Below are 17,776 nucleotides of genomic sequence, written 5' to 3' on the forward strand. Positions count from 1 at the left end.
ACCCGTGCCATACGCACAGAGTGCATCAGCGACGTGCTTCATGCAAGTTGCACGTCGACTTTTGCCGATACGCGAGCGGCTCGCGCAGGCGACGCTTGAAGCCGTTCACGTATCGGCGGCACACTGGGATCCGGTTTCGCCCGTCGCGGCCGGCCGATGACCGGCACCACCCCCTCGCCGCGAACGACGCCCGCCGTTCGACGGTCGCGCCCCCGGCGGGCGACGGCAGCGGCGCGCGTGACGCGGAGGTGGGCCGGTGAAGGCCGACAGCCGGTGGTTCCGACCAGCGGACGGGGTGGTGAGGCCGTGAGCGAGCGGCGCAGCCCGACCATCCGGCGCCGCCGCCTGGGCGCGGAACTGCGGCGGCAGCGGGAGGCGGCCGGGATCACCATCGAGGTCGTCGCCGAGCAGTTGGAGTGCTCGGCGTCGAAGATCTCGCGGATCGAGACCGGTCACACGACGGCGACGCCGCGCGACGTGCGGGACATGCTCCGGATCTACGGGGTGGTGGGCGCCGAGAGCGACGAGTTGGTGCAGATCGCCCGGGAGGCGCGGCAGAAGGGCTGGTGGCACCCGTACAGCACGGTGCTGGTCGGCGCGTACGTCGGCCTGGAGGCCGCGGCCAGTTCGATCCGCGCGTACGAGCAGCAGGTGGTGCCCGGCCTGCTGGAGACCGAGGCGTACGCGAGCGCGATGATCCGCGCCGCGCGGCCGGACTTCACCCCTGACCAGGTCGCACAACGTGTCCGTGTCCGGCTCGGCCGTCAGTCGTTGCTGACACAGGATGATCCGGTCGATCTGTGGGTGGTGCTCGATGAGGCGGTGGTGAGCCGTCCGGTGGGTGGGGACGCGGTCATGCGTGACCAGCTCAACCGGCTGGTCGAGGTGGCGGAACTGCCGAACGTGACGCTGCAGATCCTGCCGTTCGAGGTGGGGGCGCACGCCGGTATGGACGGGACCTTCACGATCCTCAGCTTCCCCGAGCCCGGTGATCCGGATGTCGTGTACGCGGAGAACGCCACGGGTGGGCTCTTCCTGGAGAAGAGCGACGAACTGCAGAAGTACAGCTTCATCTTCGATCACGTCCGAGCGGCGGCCATTCGTCCGGAGGAGTCCATCGCACACATCGCGAAACTGGCAGAGGAGCCGTTGTGGAAATGGCGACCAAGGGGTTCCCCGTGGACCTGACGCAGGCAACGTGGTTCAAGAGCTCGAAGAGCGGGCCGAACTGTGACAACTGCGTGGAGGTGGCGTACGTGACGGGGGCGGTCGGCGTGCGGGACTCGAAGGACAAGACGGGTCCGGCCCTGGTCTTCGCCCCGGGCGACTGGCACGCCTTCGTCGCCGGCGCCAGGGGCGGCGGCTTCGGCCGGGACTGACGCGACCGGGAGGTGACGCGGTGTCCCCGTCCGGCGGGCAGCCGGGCGGGGGCATCGCCGTGCCCGCGTCCGGTCCGGCCGCGAAGAAGCCTGGACATCCCGTCGCCACATCGGGCCCGTGTCGTTGTACCCCTCGATACGGCGCTGGTCGACAACCCGCCGCACGAATCGGCAACCGAACGAGGCAGGCGAGACGGATGACGACGATCGGGTCAGACAACCTCACCAACGGGCCGGGCAAGCCGGAGCGCTTCGGGGGCAAGTACCGCGGGGCGCGCCGGGACACCGTCCTGACCGAGGTGGTGTCGACCGACACGGAGGTCGGTGGCCGGGAGGCCACGACGGCCGCGCCGGAGCAGGCGGGGCCGCTCTCCCTGCCGTCGCTGGATCCGAACCCGTTGACCGAGCCGTCGTTCCCGCCGGGCGGCTGGTCGATGGAGCCGACCGAGTCGCTGGCCGACCACCCGCTGCTCCGCGGGCTGCTGATGGAGCTGCCGCCGAAGGGCAGCGTCCCGCCGCCCGGATGGCTCGACCGCTGGTTCGAGGCGACCCGGGCGATCCTGGAGCTGCTATACGTGCAGGGCTCCGGCCGCTCGCGGTGACGCCGGCCGGGGCGGCGCGGCCCGCTCGGCGAGGCGGCTGTGCCGCAGCGCGTGGCGTACGCCGATGGCGGCGACCGCCAGCACCCCGACGGTGATCGCCGGCCCGGTCACCCCGGGCCCGAACAGCGGTTCCGGGGCGCTCGCCGCCGCCACCGCGGGCAGGATCGCCAGGCCCGTGACCTGTAACGGAAGCCCGACCAGCGGGTGCGCCGCGGCGGCCCGCAAGCCGTGCGGGGCCGGGGTCCCGGGCGCCGCGGCGAACGCCCCCGCGCCCGCCCGCAGCCGGCGCACCCGGCGCACGGTGCAGGCGGCGACGACGAGCACGGGCGCGGCGGCGAGGGTGAGGCCGGCGGCGGCCCGGTCCGCCGGGGTCGCGCCGGCGCTGGAGAGCCCGGCAACCAGCACGGCGGCCGTCAGGCCCAGGCCGGTCAGGGTCAGGGCGAGCAACCATCCGGTACGCCGGTGCAGGGCGTGGGCGCGGTCCAGCCGGGGCATCCCGTCCGCCAGCCAGCCGGCGGCGAGCCAGACGGTGGCCAGCGGCGCCAGCACGGTGAGGTGACTCTCCATGACGGAGAGCATTGCCCGTTCCCGACGCGCGCGAATCCGGGGCCGGCCCCCGTTCCTCCCGTAACGGCGTCCCGTAGGGGGCATCCTCCCGGTGTTATAGGGAAGTCGACATGTTTGTATCCCGATGGCTCCGCTCTACCCTCAGCTCGATCGGCACTCATCGATTATCGCCACGGACGTCGATGATCGGGTGTCGGTCGGAGGGAGGTAGAAGATGGGTCTTCCACGTAGGTCCCTACTCGTCGGGGTGGCCACCATGGCCATGGTGGCCACCGCCACGCCCGCCATGGCCGCCGAGCCCGTCGGCACGATCCGGGCCGCGGGCGGCGCCACGGCCGTGGCCGACAGCTACATCGTCGTCTTCAAGGACACCGCGGTCGCCCGTACCACCGTCGGTGACACCGCGCAACGGCTGGTCGGCCGGCACGGCGGCACGGTGGCCCGCACCTACGGCGCCGCGCTGCGCGGCTTCGAGGTCCGGGTCGGCGCCGGGGCCGCCGCCCGGATCGCCGCGGACCCCGCCGTGGCGTACGTCGAGCAGAACCACACCGTGTCGATCGCCGGCACCCAGACCAACCCACCGTCCTGGGGCCTGGACCGGATCGACCAGCGGGCACTGCCGCTGGACAGCTCCTACACGTACCCGAACACGGCGAGCAACGTGCACGCCTACATCATCGACACCGGCATCCGGTTCAGCCACAGCGACTTCGGCGGCCGGGCCACCTCCGGCTACGACGCCGTCGACGGGGGCTCGGCCGACGACTGCAACGGGCACGGCACGCACGTCGCCGGCACCGTCGGCGGCTCGGCGTACGGGGTGGCGAAGGGCGTCCAGCTGGTCGGCGTCCGCGTGCTCAACTGCCAGGGCAGCGGCACGAACGCCGGCGTCATCGCCGGTGTCGACTGGGTGACCCAGAACGCGGTCAAGCCGGCCGTGGCCAACATGAGCCTCGGCGGCGGCGCGAACAGCACGCTCGACACCGCCGTGCGGAACTCCATCAACTCGGGCGTGAGCTACGGCCTGGCGGCCGGCAACGACTCGGGTGGGAACGCCTGCAACACCTCGCCCGCCCGGACCGCCGAGGGCATCACCGTCGGCTCGACGACCAACACGGACGCCCGGTCCTCGTTCTCCAACATCGGCACCTGCCTGGACATCTTCGCGCCCGGCTCGTCGATCACCTCGGCGTGGTACACCAGTGACTCCGCCACCAACACGATCAGCGGCACCTCGATGGCGACGCCGCACGTGGTCGGCGCGGCGGCCCTGGTGGCCAGCGCCAACCCGTCCTGGACGCCGCAGCAGGTCCGCGACTACCTGGTGAACAACGCCACCAACAACGTGGTGGGCAACCCGGGCACCGGCTCGCCGAACAAGCTGCTCTACGTCGTCAACGACGACACCCCGCCGACCAACGACTTCTCCGTCTCGGTCTCGCCGACCTCCGGCTCGACCGCGCCGGGCGGCTCGGTGACCGCCACGGTGGCCACCGCCACCACCAACGGCTCGGCCCAGTCGGTGAGCCTCTCCGCGAGCGGGCTGCCGTCCGGGGCGACCGCCTCGTTCAGCCCGGCCACCGTCACCTCGGGCGGTTCCTCGACGCTCACCATCAGCACCTCGGCGAGCACGGCGCCCGGCACCTACACCGTGACGGTCACGGGCACGGCGGCCTCCGGCAGCAAGAGCGCCACCTACTCGCTGACCGTGACCGGCACCGGCGGCGGCTGCTCCGGCACCAACGGCACCGACGTCGCGATCCCGGACACCGGTGTCACGGTGAGCAGCTCGATCCCGATCTCCGGGTGCGCCCGCAACGCCTCGTCGGCCTCGACCGTCGCGGTGAACATCGTGCACACCTACCGCGGTGACCTCGTCGTCGACCTGGTCGCTCCGGACGGCTCGTCCTACCGGCTGAAGAACAGCAACATCTGGGACGGCGCGGACAACATCAACACCACCTACACGGCGAACCTGTCGAGCGAGGCGGCGAACGGCACCTGGCAGCTGCGGGTGCGGGACGTCTACGCCGGCGACAGCGGCTACATCAACACCTGGACCCTGACCCTCTAGCCGAGTGCAAGGAAGGGCCCCTTCTCATCGCCTTGCGCGACAGGGAAGGGGCCCTTCCTGACGCCTGCCGGTTCCGGGTCAGACGGCGAAGGTGGACGGCCGCTCGGCGGCCGGGGGCGGCGGGACCGCCTTCCACAGGCCGGTCTTCTGCCCGGCGAGCCGGGCCAGGTAGGCCGGGTTGAGGATCACGTACCGGCGCCACAGCCGCTTCGGCTCCAGGCCGAGGCGCCAGAACCACTCCAGGCCGGCCCGCTGCATCCACGGCGGCGGCTGGCGCAGCAGCCCGGCGTGGTAGTCGAAGGCCGCCCCGACCGCCATCAGCGGCATGTCCAGCAGCGGCCGCATGGCGTACGCGAAGACCTCCTGGCGCGGGCAGCCCAGCCCGACCAGGACGAGCCGGGCCCCGCTGGCCTTGATCCGGTCGGCGATCTCGACGTCCTCGCCCGGCTGCACCGCCCGGAACTTGGACGGCTCCACGCCGGCGATCTTGAGTGCCGGGAACATCCGCTCGAGCGCCGGGATGAGCTTCGCCAGGGTCTCCTCCGTCGAGCCGTAGAGGTAGACCGGGAGGCCCTCGTCGGCGAACCGGGAGAGCACGTGCAGGGTCAGCGTGGGCCCGTAGACCCGGTCGGTGAGCCCCGCGCCGTGCAGCACGTTGAGCGCCCAGCGCACCGGCTGGCCGTCGGGGGTGACCACGTCGAAGGAGTTCAGCCGGGCGTTGTGCGCCGGGTCCAGCACCCCGGTCATCACCCCGTGCACGGCCAGCGCCGTCAGCGCCAGCGGGCGGCGCTCCTGCGCGGCCGCCACCACCTGCTCGGTCGCCGCGGCGTAGTCGGTGGCGTCGACCAGGACGCCGAGGACGTTCCGCTTGCCCCTGGCGGTCATGCTGCCGGCACCCACTTGTCCACGTTGGCCTCGTAGATCTCGCGCATGATCATGGGAACGTCGTAGACCTGCTTCCATTCCGGGTAGTCGGCCTGGAACGCCTCGTTCGAGCCGATCCACCACTTGTGGTCGCCGATCCGGTTGGCCTCGACGTACTCGGTGACCATCTCCTGGCCGGTGATCTGCTCGGCCAGCGCGAACGCCTCCCGGTTGGAGGTGTTGGAGTGTCGGCCGCCGCCGAGGTTGTAGACCGCCGCGGAACGCGGGTTGCGGAAGAACGCCTCGAACGCGGAGACCACGTCCGAGCTGTGGATCGCGTCCCGCACCTGCTTGCCCTGGTAGCCGAAGATCTTGTACGTCCGGCGCTCCATGTTGGCGCGCATCACGTACCCGAGGAAGCCGTGCAGCTCGGTGGCCGAGTGCGCCGGCCCGGTCAGCGTCCCGCCCCGGAAGCAGGCCGTCCGCATGTCGAAGTAGCGGCCGTACTCCTGCACCATGACGTCGGCCGCGACCTTCGAGGCGCCGAAGATCGAGTGCAGGCAGCCGTCGATGGACATGTCCTCGCGGATGCCCTGCTCGTACGGGTGGCCCGGCTCGATCTCCCACCGGGTCTCCAGCTCGACCAGGGGCAGGCTGTTCGGCCGGTCGCCGTAGACCTTGTTGGTGGAGCAGTGGATCACTGGCGCCTCGATGCAGTGCTCGCGCACGTTCTGCAGGACGTTGAGCGTGCCGGCGGCGTTGACGTCGAAGTCGGTGAACGGGTCGCGCACGGCCCAGTCGTGCGACGGCTGGGCGGCGGTGTGGATCACCACGGCGACGGCGCCCGCGTACCGCTTGAAGAGCTTGCCCAGCGCGGCCCGGTCCCGGATGTCGATGCTGTGGTGCGAGTACGCGCTCCCCAGCTCGTCGGTCAGGCGCCGCACGTTCCAGGCGGTCGAAGCCTCCTCGCCGAAGAACTCCTGCCGCATGTCGTTGTCGATGCCGACGACGTCGAGACCGAGGCCGGCGAAGTGCCGGACCGCCTCGGAGCCGATCAGCCCGCCCGACCCGGTCACGAATGCGACACTCACACGCCACTCCTGGTCCTCGGAGGCAGAATCCATCGGAGCATAGCGTGACGTACGGCACGGCCCCGATACGCCGCGAGGGCTCCGCATCGCTGCGGAGCCCTCGCGTATTGGTGGGGAAGGGGGGAGTTGAACCCCCACGCCCTTTCGGGCACACGGACCTGAACCGTGCGCGTCTGCCATTCCGCCACTTCCCCGTGGCCTGACCTCGAACACTGTAGTCTGTGCCGGTCCTGCTGTCTCCAGCGGGCCCCGGACATCCTACGTTGTCCGTGATCGTTGCGTCGATCGGTTACCGTCCGTCGAGGCGGTACCGTTCTCGGCGGACGAAAGACTAGCACGACGACAACGGCCCCACCGAACGGGCCGCCGCCAGCCGGCCGAGCGGCGTGTGAGCTGCGGACGCTCCGGCCGGATACCATCATGTCCTCGGGACCCGAGGAGGAGCCGGTGAGCGTGCTGCAACGCTTCGAGAAGCGTCTGGAAGGCCTGGTCGAGGGAGCCTTCGCCAAGGTCTTCAAAGGGGTGGTCCACCCCGTGGAGATCCTCAACGCCATGCAGCGGGAGGCCGAGGCGCACAAGGCGATCCTGGCCGGTGGGCGCACGTTGGTGCCCAACCGCTACGTGATCGATCTCTCGCCCTACGACCACAGTCGGCTGGCGCCGTACGCTGCCGCGCTGGCCCAGGAGCTGGCCCAGTCGCAGGCGGAGTTCATCGGCGAGCAGGCCTGGACGGTCTACGGCGACGTGATCGTCGAGATCGAACGCGGCGAGGGGCTGGACACGGGCATGTTCCGGGTCACCGCCGAGGTCTACACCGGCGGCGAGGTCGCCCCGGTCTCCGCGCCCGGCTACGACGCCGGCCCGCCCGCCTACCCGGCGTACGACCAGGGCGGCGGCTACGGCCCCCCGCCCGGCCACGGCGGCAGCCGCAACGTGCGGCTGGTCTCCGGCGACGGGCGCACCTATCCCCTCCAGATGGGCTCGACCGTGATCGGCCGTGGCGACCAGGCCAACCTGCGCCTGCCCGACGTCGGCATCTCGCGGCGACACGCCCGGCTGGACTTCGACGGCGGCCAGGTCGTGCTGACCGACCTGGGGTCGACCAACGGCACGATGGTCAACGGCCAGCGGGTCTCCGCCGTCGCGCTCAACCCCGGCGACATGATCCAGCTCGGCACCACGACGCTGACCTTCCGCGTGGACGGCTGATCCGCCTTGCCGGAACTCGTCATCACCGTCGCCCGGTTCGGGTTCCTCATCCTGCTGTGGATCTTCGTGTTCACGGTGGTCGGCGTGATCCGCCGGGACCTGTTCGCGGGGGCCCGGTCGGGCCGGCTGGTGGCCGCCCCGCGGGCGGTCGGGGCCTCGCTCGGGCAGGCGGCGAAACCGGCGAAGGCGAAGCGGGGCAGGGCGGCGCACCAGCTCGTGGTCACCGCCGGTCAACTGGCGGGCACGCGGATCACCCTTGGTGAAGCGCAGATCACCATCGGCCGGGCCGAGGACTCCACCCTCGTCATCACCGACGACTACGCCTCGGCGCGGCACGCCCGGCTGGTGCCGCGCGACGGGCAGTGGTTCGTCGAGGATCTCGGCTCGACTAACGGCACCTACCTGGATCGCGCTAAGGTCACCGGACCAACCCCCGTCCCCCTCGGCGTGCCGATCCGGATCGGCCGCACTTCTCTCGAATTACGGCCATGACTCTGACCCTGCGCTATGCGGCCCACAGCGACCGCGGTCTGATCCGAGACGGTAACCAGGATTCCGTCTACGCCGGACCGCGGCTACTCGCCGTCGCCGACGGCATGGGCGGCATGGCCGCCGGTGACGTCGCCAGCAACATCGTCATCGGTGCCATGGCGCCGCTCGACGAGGACGTCCCGGGTGACGCCCTCGTCGACGCGCTGCGTTCGGCCGTGGGCACCGCCAACCAGCAGCTCCGCGACACCGTGGACGCCAACCCCCAGCTGGAGGGGATGGGCACCACGCTCACCGCCACCCTCTTCTCCGGCAGCAAGCTGGGCATGGTCCACATCGGCGACTCGCGGGCCTACCTCCTGCGCAACGGCGAGTTCGCGCAGATCACCAAGGACGACACGTACGTCCAGATGCTCGTCGACGAGGGCCGGATCAGCGCCGAGGAGGCGAGCAGCCACCCGCAGCGGTCGCTGCTCACCCGCGCGCTCGACGGCCGCGACATCGACCCGGAATACAGCGTCCGCCAGGTGCTGCCGGGCGACCGCTACCTGATCTGCAGCGACGGCCTCTCGGGCGTGGTCAGCGCCGACACGATCGCCGAGACCATGCGCGAGTACGCCGACCCCCAGCAGTGCGTGGAGCGGTTGGTGCAGCTCGCCCTGCGCGGCGGCGGGCCGGACAACATCACGGTGATCATCGCGGACGCCACCGACCAGGACATCGTCGAGGCGAGCCCGATCGTCGGCGGCGCCGCGGCCCGGGACCGGGGCATGGCGACCTCCGCCGACGTCTCCACCCCGGCCGCCCGCGCGTCGGCGCTCTCCGCCCCCCGGCCCCCCGCCCCCGAGGAGCCCGCGGCCGGCGACGACGACGAGCCGGAACGCCCGAAGCGCCGGCCGGTGCGCGCCGCCGCGACGACGCTGGCGCTGCTGGTGCTGCTCGGCGGGGCCGTCTTCGGCGGCTGGAGCTACACCCAGCGGCAGTACTACGTCGGGGCGACGGAGGAGGGCCAGGTCGCGGTGTTCCGGGGCATCCAGGGCGAGATCGCCGGGATGGACCTCTCCACCGTGCACTCCACCAGCCCGGCCGACCTGGACGACCTGACCCTGGCCGCCCAGGAGCAGGTGAAGCAGGGCATTCCGGCCAAGAGCGAGCCGGACGCCGAGCGTCGGCTGGCCGAGCTGACCAGCGACAGCCCGACGAACCCGAACCTGAAGCCGATCTGCCCGCCCAGCCCGAGCGCGGCGGCTGTCACCACGACACCGACGCCGACCGCCGGCCCGGCGACCCCGCCGCCGTCGGCCAGCGCGAGCCCGGCCGCCAGCGGCCGTCCGACCACGTCGGCCTCGCCGACCACCACACCCGACGCCCTGCCCTCCGACACCGTCTCGCCGACGCTCGACCCGGCCACCTGCCGGTCGCCGGAGTGAGTGTCGGCTTCGAATCCGAGGACGATCCGTGACCGCAGCGGCCACCCCGGCACCCTCGCCCGCCACCACGGGCGAGCAGCCCGGCGTGCGCCTGGCCCGGTCCCGGCGTAACGCCGAGCTGTCGCTGCTGCTGCTGGCCATGGTGCTGGTGGCCGCGTACGGGGCGATGGTCGAGGCGAAGGTGCTCGACACCGTCACCGCCGACTTCTGGATGCCGGCCGCCGCGCTCACCGCGGTCTTCCTCGGCCTGCACCTGGTGATCCGGTTCCTGGCGCCCTTCGCCGACCCCGCCCTGCTGCCGGCGGTCGCGCTGCTCAACGGCATCGGGGTGGGCTTCCTGCGCCGGCTCGACCTGGGCAACGCCGCCCCCGCGGAGCGGGCGGACCTGGCCGTCTTCGCTGGCGACGGTGGCCGGCAACTGGCCTGGACGCTTCTCTCGGTGATCCTCGCCGCCGGGCTGCTGGCCATCATGCGCGACCACCGGTCGGTCTCGCGCTACGCCTACACCCTGGGGCTGGCCGGCATCGTGCTGGTGATGATCCCGGCGGTGCTGCCCAGCCGGTTCTCCGAGATCAACGGCGCCAAGCTGTGGATCAGGATCGGCACCTACTCCATCCAGCCCGGCGAGTTCGCCAAGCTGGCGCTGCTGGTCTTCTTCGCCTACTACCTGGTGCGCAAGCGCGAGGTGCTCTCGCTGGCCAGCCGCCGGTTCCTCGGCATCGACTTCCCGCGCGGGCGGGACCTCGGCCCGGTGGTCGTGGTCTGGCTGATCAGCCTCCTGGTCCTCGTCTTCGAGAAGGACCTCGGCACGTCGCTGCTCTACTTCGGCATGTTCGTGGTGACGCTCTACATCGCCACCGAACGGGTCAGTTGGCTGCTCATCGGCCTGGTGCTCTTCTTCGGCGGCGCCTACCTGGCGTACGTCCTCGGCGACATCGTCGGCGGGCCGTTCGCCAACTTCTACCTGCGGGCGCAGATCTGGCTGGACCCGTTCGCCGACCCCTACGAGGACGGCTACCAGTTGGTCCAGGGTCTGCTCGCGCTCGGCACCGGCGGCCTGTTCGGCGCCGGCCCGGGCGGCGGCCAGCCCGGCCTGCTGCCCGAGGTGCAGAACGACTTCATCTTCGCCGGCCTCGGCGAGGAGATCGGGCTGTTCGGCCTCTCCGCGCTGCTCGTCGTCTACCTGCTGATCGTCGAGCGGGGGCTGCGGGCGGCGCTGGCGGTCCGCGACTCGTTCGGCAAGCTGCTGGCCGGCGGCCTGGCATTCACGCTCGGGCTCCAGGTCTTCGTGATCGTCGGCGGGATCAGCAAGCTCATCCCGCTGACCGGCCAGACCACCCCGTTCCTCTCCGCCGGTGGCTCCTCGCTGATGGCCAACTGGCTGCTCATCGCGGTCCTGCTCCGGGTCTCCGACGGGGCTCGCCGCCCCGTCGCCGGCGGGGGCGGCAAGGCGGCCCGACCGTCCGGCGGCCCGCCGGAGCAGCTGCACGGTGCCCCCACGGAGGTGATCAGGCCGTGAACGCACCCCTGCGCCGCGTGGGCGTCGTCGTGATGGTCCTCTTCGGGTTGCTCTTCGCCAACCTGAACTGGATCCAGGCCTACAAGGCCGACGAATACCGCACCAGCGACTACAACGGCCGGGTCCAGGTCGCCGAGTACGAGCGCAAGCGCGGCAACATCGAGGCCGGCGGCACGGCCCTCGCCACCAGCAAGGAGACCACCGGCGAGCTGAAGTACCTGCGCACCTACCCGGGCGGCGCCAAGTACGCGCACGTGCTCGGCTACAAGCCGGTCAACCTCGCCGACACCGGCATCGAGAAGGTCGAGAACGACTTCCTCGCCGGCACCAGCGATCAGCTCTTCATCGACCGGTTCAAGGACATGTTCACCGGCGACAAGACCGGTGGCGGCAACGTGCTGCTCACCCTCTCCAAGCGGGCCCAGGACGTCGCGTACGAGCAGTTGCGCAACAACCGCAACGACGTCCCGAAGGGCGCGGCGATCGCCATCGACCCGCGTACCGGGGCGGTGCAGGCGCTGGTCTCCATGCCCAGCTTCGACCCGAACCCCCTGACCGGTCACAACACCAACGAGGCGACGGCCGCGTACAACGCGCTGGAGCAGAACCCGAACGGCCCGCTGAAGAACCGGGCCATCGGCGAGGTGCTGCCCCCGGGCTCCACCTTCAAGATCGTGGTGGCCGCCGCGGCGCTGGAGAACGGCATCGGGCAGGACACCAGGATCCCGGCCGGTTCCAGCTACACCCCGCCGACCTCGGGCACGCCGATCCGCAACGCGGCGTCGTCGATCTGCCCCGAGGACGAGGTCACCCTGATGAACGCGGTCACCGAGTCGTGCAACACGGGCTTCGCGCAGCTCGGCGTCCGGCTCGGCGCGGACAAGATCAAGGAGAAGGCCCGGCAGTTCGGCTTCGAGCAGGAGGACCTCACGGTCGGCCAGCTCGGGGAGGGCGGCCACCCGGTGGCGGCCAGCCGCACCGGCAGCATGGAGAACGCCGACGGCGGCGACGACCCCGCCGCGCTCGCCCAGTCCTCCATCGGCCAGCGCGACGTCCGGATGACTCCGCTGCAGGGGGCCCTGATCGCCGCCTCGGTCGCGAACGGCGGCAGCCAGATGCGGCCGTACCTGGTCCGCCAGCTCCTCGGCCCGGACCGCACCACCAGCTACTACACCGCCAACCCGCGGGAGCTGCGCCAGCCGGTCAGCGGCCAGGTCGCCGGCGACCTGCGGGAGATGATGGTCAGCGTCGTCGAGAACGGCACCGGCGAGAGCGCGCGGATCAACGGCTACACGGTCGGCGGCAAGACCGGCACCGCCCAGTCCGCGCCGGACCGGCCCGACCACGGCTGGTTCATCGGCTTCGCGCTCGACAAGAACGGGAACCCGGTCTCCGCGGTCTGCGTCATGCTGGAGCAGGCCGGCCCGGGCGGCAGCGCCGAGGCGGCCCGGATCGCCGGGCAGATCATGCGTGCCGCCATCGCGGATCCCGGGGGCCGCTGACATGCTCAGCCCCGGGGTGCAGCTCGGCAACCGCTACCGCCTCGACGAGCGGATCGCCAGCGGTGGCATGGGCGACGTCTGGCGCGGCACCGACCAGGTGCTCGGCCGGACGGTCGCCGTCAAGAGCCTGCTCCCCGCGCTGCTCGACGACCCCGACTTCGCCGAGCGGTTCCGCGGCGAGGCCCGCACCATGGCGACGATCAACCACCCCGGCGTGGTCGACGTCTACGACTTCGGCAACGACCAGCAGATCGCCTTCCTGATCATGGAGTACGTCGAGGGCGACGCGCTGTCGGCCACCCTGGCCCGGGTGGGCCGGCTCACCCCGGCCCGCACGATGGCGCTGGTCGCCCAGGCGGCCGACGCGCTGCACGCGGCGCACGTGAAGGGCATCGTGCACCGGGACGTGAAGCCGGGCAACCTGCTGGTCCGGCCCAACGGCACCCTGGTGCTCACCGACTTCGGCATCGCCCGGTCGGACCTGGTCGCCCAGCTCACCGCGGCCGGCTCGGTGCTCGGCACCGCCTCGTACATCTCCCCCGAGCAGGCCACCGGCGGCGTCGCCACGTCCGCGTCCGACGTCTACGCGCTCGGCGTGGTCGCGTACCAGTGCCTGGCCGGCCGGCGGCCGTTCGAGGGCGACAATCCCCTCGAGATCGCCATGCGGCACGTCCGGGAGGCCCCCCGCCCGCTGCCCGCCGACATCCCGCCGCAGGTCCGGGCCGTGGTGGAGCGGGCCCTGGCGAAGGACCCGGCGGCCCGCTGGCCCAGCGCCGCCGCGCTGGCCGGGGTGGCCCGGCAGCTGAAGGCCCAGCTCTCCCAGCAGGCCCGCGGCGGTGGTCAGCCGATCTCCGCGGCCCCGGCGTCGCCCGCCGCCCCGCCCGGCCGCGCCCAGGTGCCGGCACCGGCGGCGCACCCGCGGGTCGCCCCGCACCGGCCGCCGACCGTCGTCCCGCAGCCGCAGCCGCAGCGCCCGCCCGTGGCGGCACCCCGCCCGGCCGTCGTGCCGCACCGCCCCACGACTGTCGCGCCTGCCGTGTCGGTGCCCCGCCCGCCCGTGGCCCCGCCCGGCTACCCGCGCGGCGCGGCACCCGTGCCGCCGGCCCGTCCGATGGCGTACGCGGGGCAGGCCGCCCCTCCGACGCCCCAGCCCGGCGGCCGAGGGTCCCGGCCGGGGATGGTGTTACTCGCCATCCTCCTGGCCGTACTGGTCCTCGTCTGCTCCGGCGTGATTTCCTACAAGCTGCGGGAGCAGTCGCAGAAGTCCGGCGCAGCCGGCGCGGTCACCCCGCAGACGGTGACGTCCGGCGCGCTGCGGCCCGACGGACGCGACGATCCGGCCCGGACGTCGTACCGTCGACAGGAACTGCCCCGGCCGGGCGGCGACGAGACGACGAGCGAAGGACGACAGACGCGATGACAGCGCAGGCCCGCCTGCTCGGTGGCAGGTACCAGGTCGGCGAGCTGCTCGGCTACGGCGGCATGGCCGAGGTGCACCGCGGTCGCGATCTCCGGCTCGGTCGGGACGTCGCGATCAAGATGCTCCGGACCGACCTCGCCCGGGACGCCACCTTCCAGATGCGGTTCCGCCGCGAGGCACAGAACGCGGCGTCCCTCAACCACCCGGCGATCGTGGCCGTCTACGACACCGGCGAGGAGACCGCGCCGACCGGCGAGACGCTGCCGTTCATCGTGATGGAGTTCGTCAACGGGCGGACCCTCAAGGAGGTCCTCGGCGTCGAGGGGCGGCTCCAGCCGCGCCGGGCGCTGGAGATCTGCGCCGACATGTGCGCGGCGCTGGAGTTCAGCCACCGGCACGGCATCATCCACCGGGACATCAAGCCCGGCAACGTGATGCTCACCCAGACCGGCCAGGTCAAGGTGATGGACTTCGGCATCGCGCGGGCGCTGGCCAGCGGCGCCACCACGATGACCCAGACCAGCGCGGTGATCGGCACGGCGCAGTACCTGTCGCCCGAGCAGGCGCGCGGCGAGGCGGTCGACGCCCGGTCCGACGTCTACGCCGCCGGCTGCGTGCTCTTCGAGCTGCTCTGCGGCCACCCGCCGTTCGTCGGCGACAGCCCGGTCAGCGTGGCCTACCAGCACGTGCGGGAGGCCCCGCCGACGCCGAGTGACATCAACCCGGACGTCAACCCGGCCGTCGACGCGATCGTGCTCAAGGCGCTGTCGAAGAACCCGCTCAACCGCTACCAGAGCGCCGGCGAGATGCGGGCCGACCTGCTCCGCGCCGCCGCCGGCCGCCCGGTGCTGGCCACCCCCGTGCTGCCGCAGGACGAGACGACGCGGGTCGTCCCGGCCGGTGCCGGCTACCCGGCCGCCCCCGGCGCCCCGCAGACCCGGCAGATCCCGGCCCGGGTCGGCGATCCCCGCCGGCGCAGGGCGTCGTCCTGGCTGATCGCGACTTTCGCCGCGGTGGGCGTGCTCGCGGTGATCGCGCTCGCCGCCGCCCTGCTGAACCAGGGCGACGACAAGGTCACCGTTCCCACCGTGACCGGCCTGACGCAGCAGGAGGCGTTCGCCCGGATCCAGCAGGCCAACCTGGTGCCCAAGGAGGGCGAGCAGCACTTCGACGCCACCTGCAAGAAGGGCCAGGTGGTCAACCAGTCGCCGGCGGCCAACTCGGCCCTGGAGCCCAACCAGGAGGTCGTCGTCCAGGTCTGCGGCGGCCCGGCCACGAAGGCTATCCCGGCCAATCTGGAGGGCGCCACCTACGAGAACGCGAAGCAGCAACTGGAGGCTGCGGGCTTCGAGGTCAAGAAGGTCGATAAGGACAGCGCTTCCCAGGAGGGCATCGTCCTCGGCGTGTCGCCGGCCGAGGGGACGCGGGTGGCCGAGGGCGCCGAGGTCACCCTGACCGTCTCCAAGGGCAACGTCGGCCGGGTGCCGAACGTGGTCAACTCCACCGAGAAGGAGGCCAAGGAGGAGCTGAAGGCCGCCGGCTACGACGTCGACGTCGAGCAGGGCCGGGAGGTGCCGGCGGCCGAGGCCGGCCGGGTCCTCTCGCAGAACCCGCGACCCGGCATCAACCTTCCGAGGGGCAGGACGGTGACGATCGTTGTCAGCGTGCCGCAGGTCGAGCCGACGCCGTCCGACACGCCGAGCCCCACGCCCAGCAACACGCCCTCTGGCAGTGGCGGCGGCTTCCCGCTGTTCCCGACCACCCCACCGGCTCGGCTCTCCGAGCAGTGACCCCCGGCGGGTGACGCCCCGCCGGGATCCGCCGGCCGGGCGTTTGCGGGCGGCCGGGCAGGTACCCGCCCGGTACGGGCCGTCCGGCGCACAGAGAGGGCGAACAACGCGGTGGATGCGAGGGTTCCCGCCGGACGTTACTCGTGAGAGGGGCGACGGAGCCGGCGGGTCGGGCGAACCGGTGGCGGCGACGCCTGACCCGCGCGGCGGTTGTCGCTCTGGCCGCCCTGCTGCTCGCCAGTCTTCCGTGGCTGTGGACCACGGTCGCCGCCCGCGGCCACGTGTACGACGAGGCCGGGGCGCCGGCCGCCGATGTCGTGATCGTCCTGGGTACCGCGGTGGCGGCGGACCGACGCCAGCCGGGTGAGCGGCTCACCGGCCGCCTGGAGACCGCCGCCGAGCTGGTGCACAGCGGGCGGGCGCGGGTGATCCTCGTGTCGGGCGACGGGGGTGGCGCCTCCGGTGACGAGCCGGCGGTGATGACCTCCTACCTGACCGAGCGGCTGGGTGTCGATCCGCGCCGCGTCGTGGCCGACCCGTTCGGGCTGGACACCTACGACAGCTGCGCCCGGGCGCGCGACGTGTACGGGATCGAGCGGGCCCTGATCGTGACCCAGTCCTACCACCTGTCCCGGGCGGTCACGCTGTGCCGACACCTCGGCCTCGACGCCGAGGGAGTGACCGCTCGCTGTCCCGGCTGCGGGCCCGCCCTGCTCGTCGGGAAGACGGTCCGGGACTACTTCGCCAGCGGCAAGGCGGCATGGGACGCGGTGCGACACAGGCCGCCCGCGGTCCGCTCGCCGGCGGACCCGGCGGTGCGGGACGCGCTGAAGGGCTGACCGCGCCCTTCGCGGTTCCCGTCGGGGGTCGGGCTCGGCGCGGACAGTCCTGCCGGCTCAGCCGGCGGCGAAGGCGGCGCGGCGGCGCGCGTCAACCTCGGCGGCCAGCTCCGGGGCCCGCTCCAGCGCCTCCGGGTGACCGCAGGCGGCGAGCCAGTTCGCCAGCATCAGGTGGCCGCCCTCGGTGAGTACGGACTCGGGGTGGAACTGGACGCCCTCGATCGGCAGCGTCCGGTGGCGCATCGCCATCACCACCCCGGAGCCGGTCCAGCCGGTGACCTCCAGCTCCTCGGGCAGCGTCTCGGGCAGCACCGCGAGCGAGTGGTAGCGGGTGGCGGTGAACGGGTCCGGCAGGCCGGCGAGCACTCCGACGCCCTGGTGGCGGACCTCGGAGGTCTTGCCGTGCAGCAGCTCGGGGGCGCGGGTCACCGTGGCGCCGAACGCCTCGCCGATCGCCTGGTGCCCCAGGCAGACGCCGAAGATCGGCAGCTCGCCCGCGTACCGGCGGATGACGTCGAGGCAGATGCCGGCCCGGTCGGGGCTGCCCGGACCGGGCGACAACAGGACGCCGGCCGCGCCGGCCCTGCCCACCTCGGCGACCTCGATCTCGTCGTTGCGCCGGACCTCGCAGTCCACGCCGAGCTGGCCAAGATACTGCACGAGGTTGAACACGAACGAGTCGTAGTTGTCGATCACCAGGACACGCATCAGGGGGCTCACTCGTCCGGGGAGGGGGGCGGGGTGTTGTTCCGTTCGGTGTCGTACGGCAGGTCGTGCCCGTCGCCGGGCGTCGCCTCCCCGTCGCCGGGCACCACGCCGACGTCGCCGGGTTCGCCGGACTCCTGGGTGACCTGCACGTCGTCGAAGGGCAGCAGGGGCTCGGCCCAGGGGAAGACCACGTACCAGAGCAGGGCCACCATCGCGCTGGCGATCAGCAGGCTGCCGACGAGCCTGCCGGGCAGCCCGAAGGGGAGCTTGCGCCAGATCCAGCCGTACACCGC

Annotated in this window: 17 protein-coding genes and 1 tRNA gene; 12 read left to right on the forward strand and 6 right to left on the reverse strand. The window is 72.3% G+C overall.

Annotated features, from left to right (window positions below):
• Positions 1–306 precede the first annotated feature (306 nt).
• The 3 genes from ACZ6O2_RS09340 to ACZ6O2_RS09350 all read left to right on the forward strand — a co-directional run bounded on the left by ACZ6O2_RS09340 (position 307) and on the right by ACZ6O2_RS09350 (position 1,981).
• Positions 307–1,188: a helix-turn-helix domain-containing protein gene (locus ACZ6O2_RS09340; RefSeq protein ID WP_350702337.1), complete on the forward strand. Its 882-nt coding sequence runs from the start codon at positions 307–309 to the stop codon at positions 1,186–1,188.
• Positions 1,158–1,379 (forward strand): DUF397 domain-containing protein, encoded by a 222-nt coding sequence (locus tag ACZ6O2_RS09345; RefSeq protein WP_350702335.1) that lies wholly within the window; start codon positions 1,158–1,160, stop codon positions 1,377–1,379. The genes ACZ6O2_RS09340 and ACZ6O2_RS09345 overlap by 31 nt, the downstream gene beginning before the upstream one ends.
• Positions 1,380–1,576: 197 nt before the next feature.
• Entirely contained in the window at positions 1,577–1,981 is a 405-nt protein-coding gene (locus ACZ6O2_RS09350; protein ID WP_350702333.1) for a hypothetical protein, read from the forward strand.
• Here the strand turns inward: ACZ6O2_RS09350 and ACZ6O2_RS09355 are convergent.
• Positions 1,949–2,548, reverse strand: a complete 600-nt coding sequence (locus tag ACZ6O2_RS09355; RefSeq protein ID WP_466022532.1) for a hypothetical protein — start codon at positions 2,546–2,548, stop codon at positions 1,949–1,951. The two genes, ACZ6O2_RS09350 and ACZ6O2_RS09355, sit on opposite strands and share 33 nt — an antisense overlap.
• A 214-nt stretch (positions 2,549–2,762) precedes the next feature.
• Between ACZ6O2_RS09355 and ACZ6O2_RS09360 the strand changes: the two genes are divergently transcribed.
• Positions 2,763–4,622, forward strand: coding sequence for a S8 family peptidase (locus tag ACZ6O2_RS09360; RefSeq protein WP_466022533.1), 1,860 nt, complete (start codon positions 2,763–2,765; stop codon positions 4,620–4,622).
• Positions 4,623–4,700: 78 nt separating this feature from the next.
• Here ACZ6O2_RS09360 and ACZ6O2_RS09365 read toward each other — a convergent pair whose 3' ends face one another.
• The 3 genes from ACZ6O2_RS09365 to ACZ6O2_RS09375 all read right to left on the reverse strand — a co-directional run bounded on the left by ACZ6O2_RS09365 (position 4,701) and on the right by ACZ6O2_RS09375 (position 6,771).
• On the reverse strand, positions 4,701–5,507 hold the full coding sequence (locus tag ACZ6O2_RS09365) for a WecB/TagA/CpsF family glycosyltransferase (RefSeq protein WP_466022534.1): 807 nt from the start codon (positions 5,505–5,507) through the stop codon (positions 4,701–4,703).
• Entirely contained in the window at positions 5,504–6,577 is a 1,074-nt protein-coding gene (locus ACZ6O2_RS09370; RefSeq protein ID WP_350702325.1) for an NAD-dependent epimerase/dehydratase family protein, read from the reverse strand. The genes ACZ6O2_RS09365 and ACZ6O2_RS09370 overlap by 4 nt, the downstream gene beginning before the upstream one ends.
• A gap of 108 nt (positions 6,578–6,685) precedes the next feature.
• Positions 6,686–6,771: transfer RNA gene (locus ACZ6O2_RS09375), tRNA-Leu, on the reverse strand.
• Between the two features lie 226 nt (positions 6,772–6,997).
• Between ACZ6O2_RS09375 and ACZ6O2_RS09380 the strand changes: the two genes are divergently transcribed.
• The 8 genes from ACZ6O2_RS09380 (at position 6,998) to ACZ6O2_RS09415 (ending at position 16,775) form a co-directional block, all read left to right on the forward strand.
• Positions 6,998–7,786 carry an FhaA domain-containing protein gene (locus ACZ6O2_RS09380; protein ID WP_091100240.1) on the forward strand — a complete coding sequence of 263 codons (789 nt, stop codon included), beginning with the start codon at positions 6,998–7,000 and terminating at the stop codon, positions 7,784–7,786.
• Positions 7,787–7,792: 6 nt separating this feature from the next.
• Positions 7,793–8,278: an FHA domain-containing protein FhaB/FipA gene (locus ACZ6O2_RS09385; protein WP_111134465.1), complete on the forward strand. Its 486-nt coding sequence runs from the start codon at positions 7,793–7,795 to the stop codon at positions 8,276–8,278.
• Positions 8,275–9,705: a PP2C family protein-serine/threonine phosphatase gene (locus ACZ6O2_RS09390; protein WP_466022535.1), complete on the forward strand. Its 1,431-nt coding sequence runs from the start codon at positions 8,275–8,277 to the stop codon at positions 9,703–9,705. The genes ACZ6O2_RS09385 and ACZ6O2_RS09390 overlap by 4 nt, the downstream gene beginning before the upstream one ends.
• Positions 9,706–9,733: 28 nt before the next feature.
• On the forward strand, positions 9,734–11,224 hold the full coding sequence (locus ACZ6O2_RS09395; RefSeq protein ID WP_466022536.1) for an FtsW/RodA/SpoVE family cell cycle protein: 1,491 nt from the start codon (positions 9,734–9,736) through the stop codon (positions 11,222–11,224).
• Positions 11,221–12,726 carry a peptidoglycan D,D-transpeptidase FtsI family protein gene (locus tag ACZ6O2_RS09400; RefSeq protein WP_350702321.1) on the forward strand — a complete coding sequence of 502 codons (1,506 nt, stop codon included), beginning with the start codon at positions 11,221–11,223 and terminating at the stop codon, positions 12,724–12,726. Before ACZ6O2_RS09395 ends, ACZ6O2_RS09400 begins: the two co-directional genes overlap by 4 nt.
• A gap of 1 nt (position 12,727) precedes the next feature.
• Positions 12,728–14,146 carry a serine/threonine-protein kinase gene (locus ACZ6O2_RS09405; protein ID WP_466022537.1) on the forward strand — a complete coding sequence of 473 codons (1,419 nt, stop codon included), beginning with the start codon at positions 12,728–12,730 and terminating at the stop codon, positions 14,144–14,146.
• Positions 14,143–15,936, forward strand: coding sequence for a Stk1 family PASTA domain-containing Ser/Thr kinase (pknB, locus tag ACZ6O2_RS09410; protein WP_466022538.1), 1,794 nt, complete (start codon positions 14,143–14,145; stop codon positions 15,934–15,936). The genes ACZ6O2_RS09405 and pknB overlap by 4 nt, the downstream gene beginning before the upstream one ends.
• Before the next feature lie 143 nt (positions 15,937–16,079).
• Positions 16,080–16,775, forward strand: a complete 696-nt coding sequence (locus ACZ6O2_RS09415) for a SanA/YdcF family protein (protein ID WP_466022539.1) — start codon at positions 16,080–16,082, stop codon at positions 16,773–16,775.
• A gap of 57 nt (positions 16,776–16,832) precedes the next feature.
• Here the strand turns inward: ACZ6O2_RS09415 and ACZ6O2_RS09420 are convergent, their stop codons facing one another.
• Both ACZ6O2_RS09420 and ACZ6O2_RS09425 read right to left on the reverse strand, forming a co-directional pair.
• Complete coding sequence (locus ACZ6O2_RS09420; protein ID WP_350702313.1) at positions 16,833–17,483, reverse strand: aminodeoxychorismate/anthranilate synthase component II; 651 nt, start codon at positions 17,481–17,483, stop codon at positions 16,833–16,835.
• An 8-nt stretch (positions 17,484–17,491) separates the two neighbouring features.
• Entirely contained in the window at positions 17,492–17,773 is a 282-nt protein-coding gene (locus ACZ6O2_RS09425) for a hypothetical protein (RefSeq protein WP_466022540.1), read from the reverse strand.
• Positions 17,774–17,776 lie beyond the last annotated feature (3 nt).

The sequence above is a fragment of the Micromonospora sp. NPDC048040 genome (genome assembly GCF_055587185.1).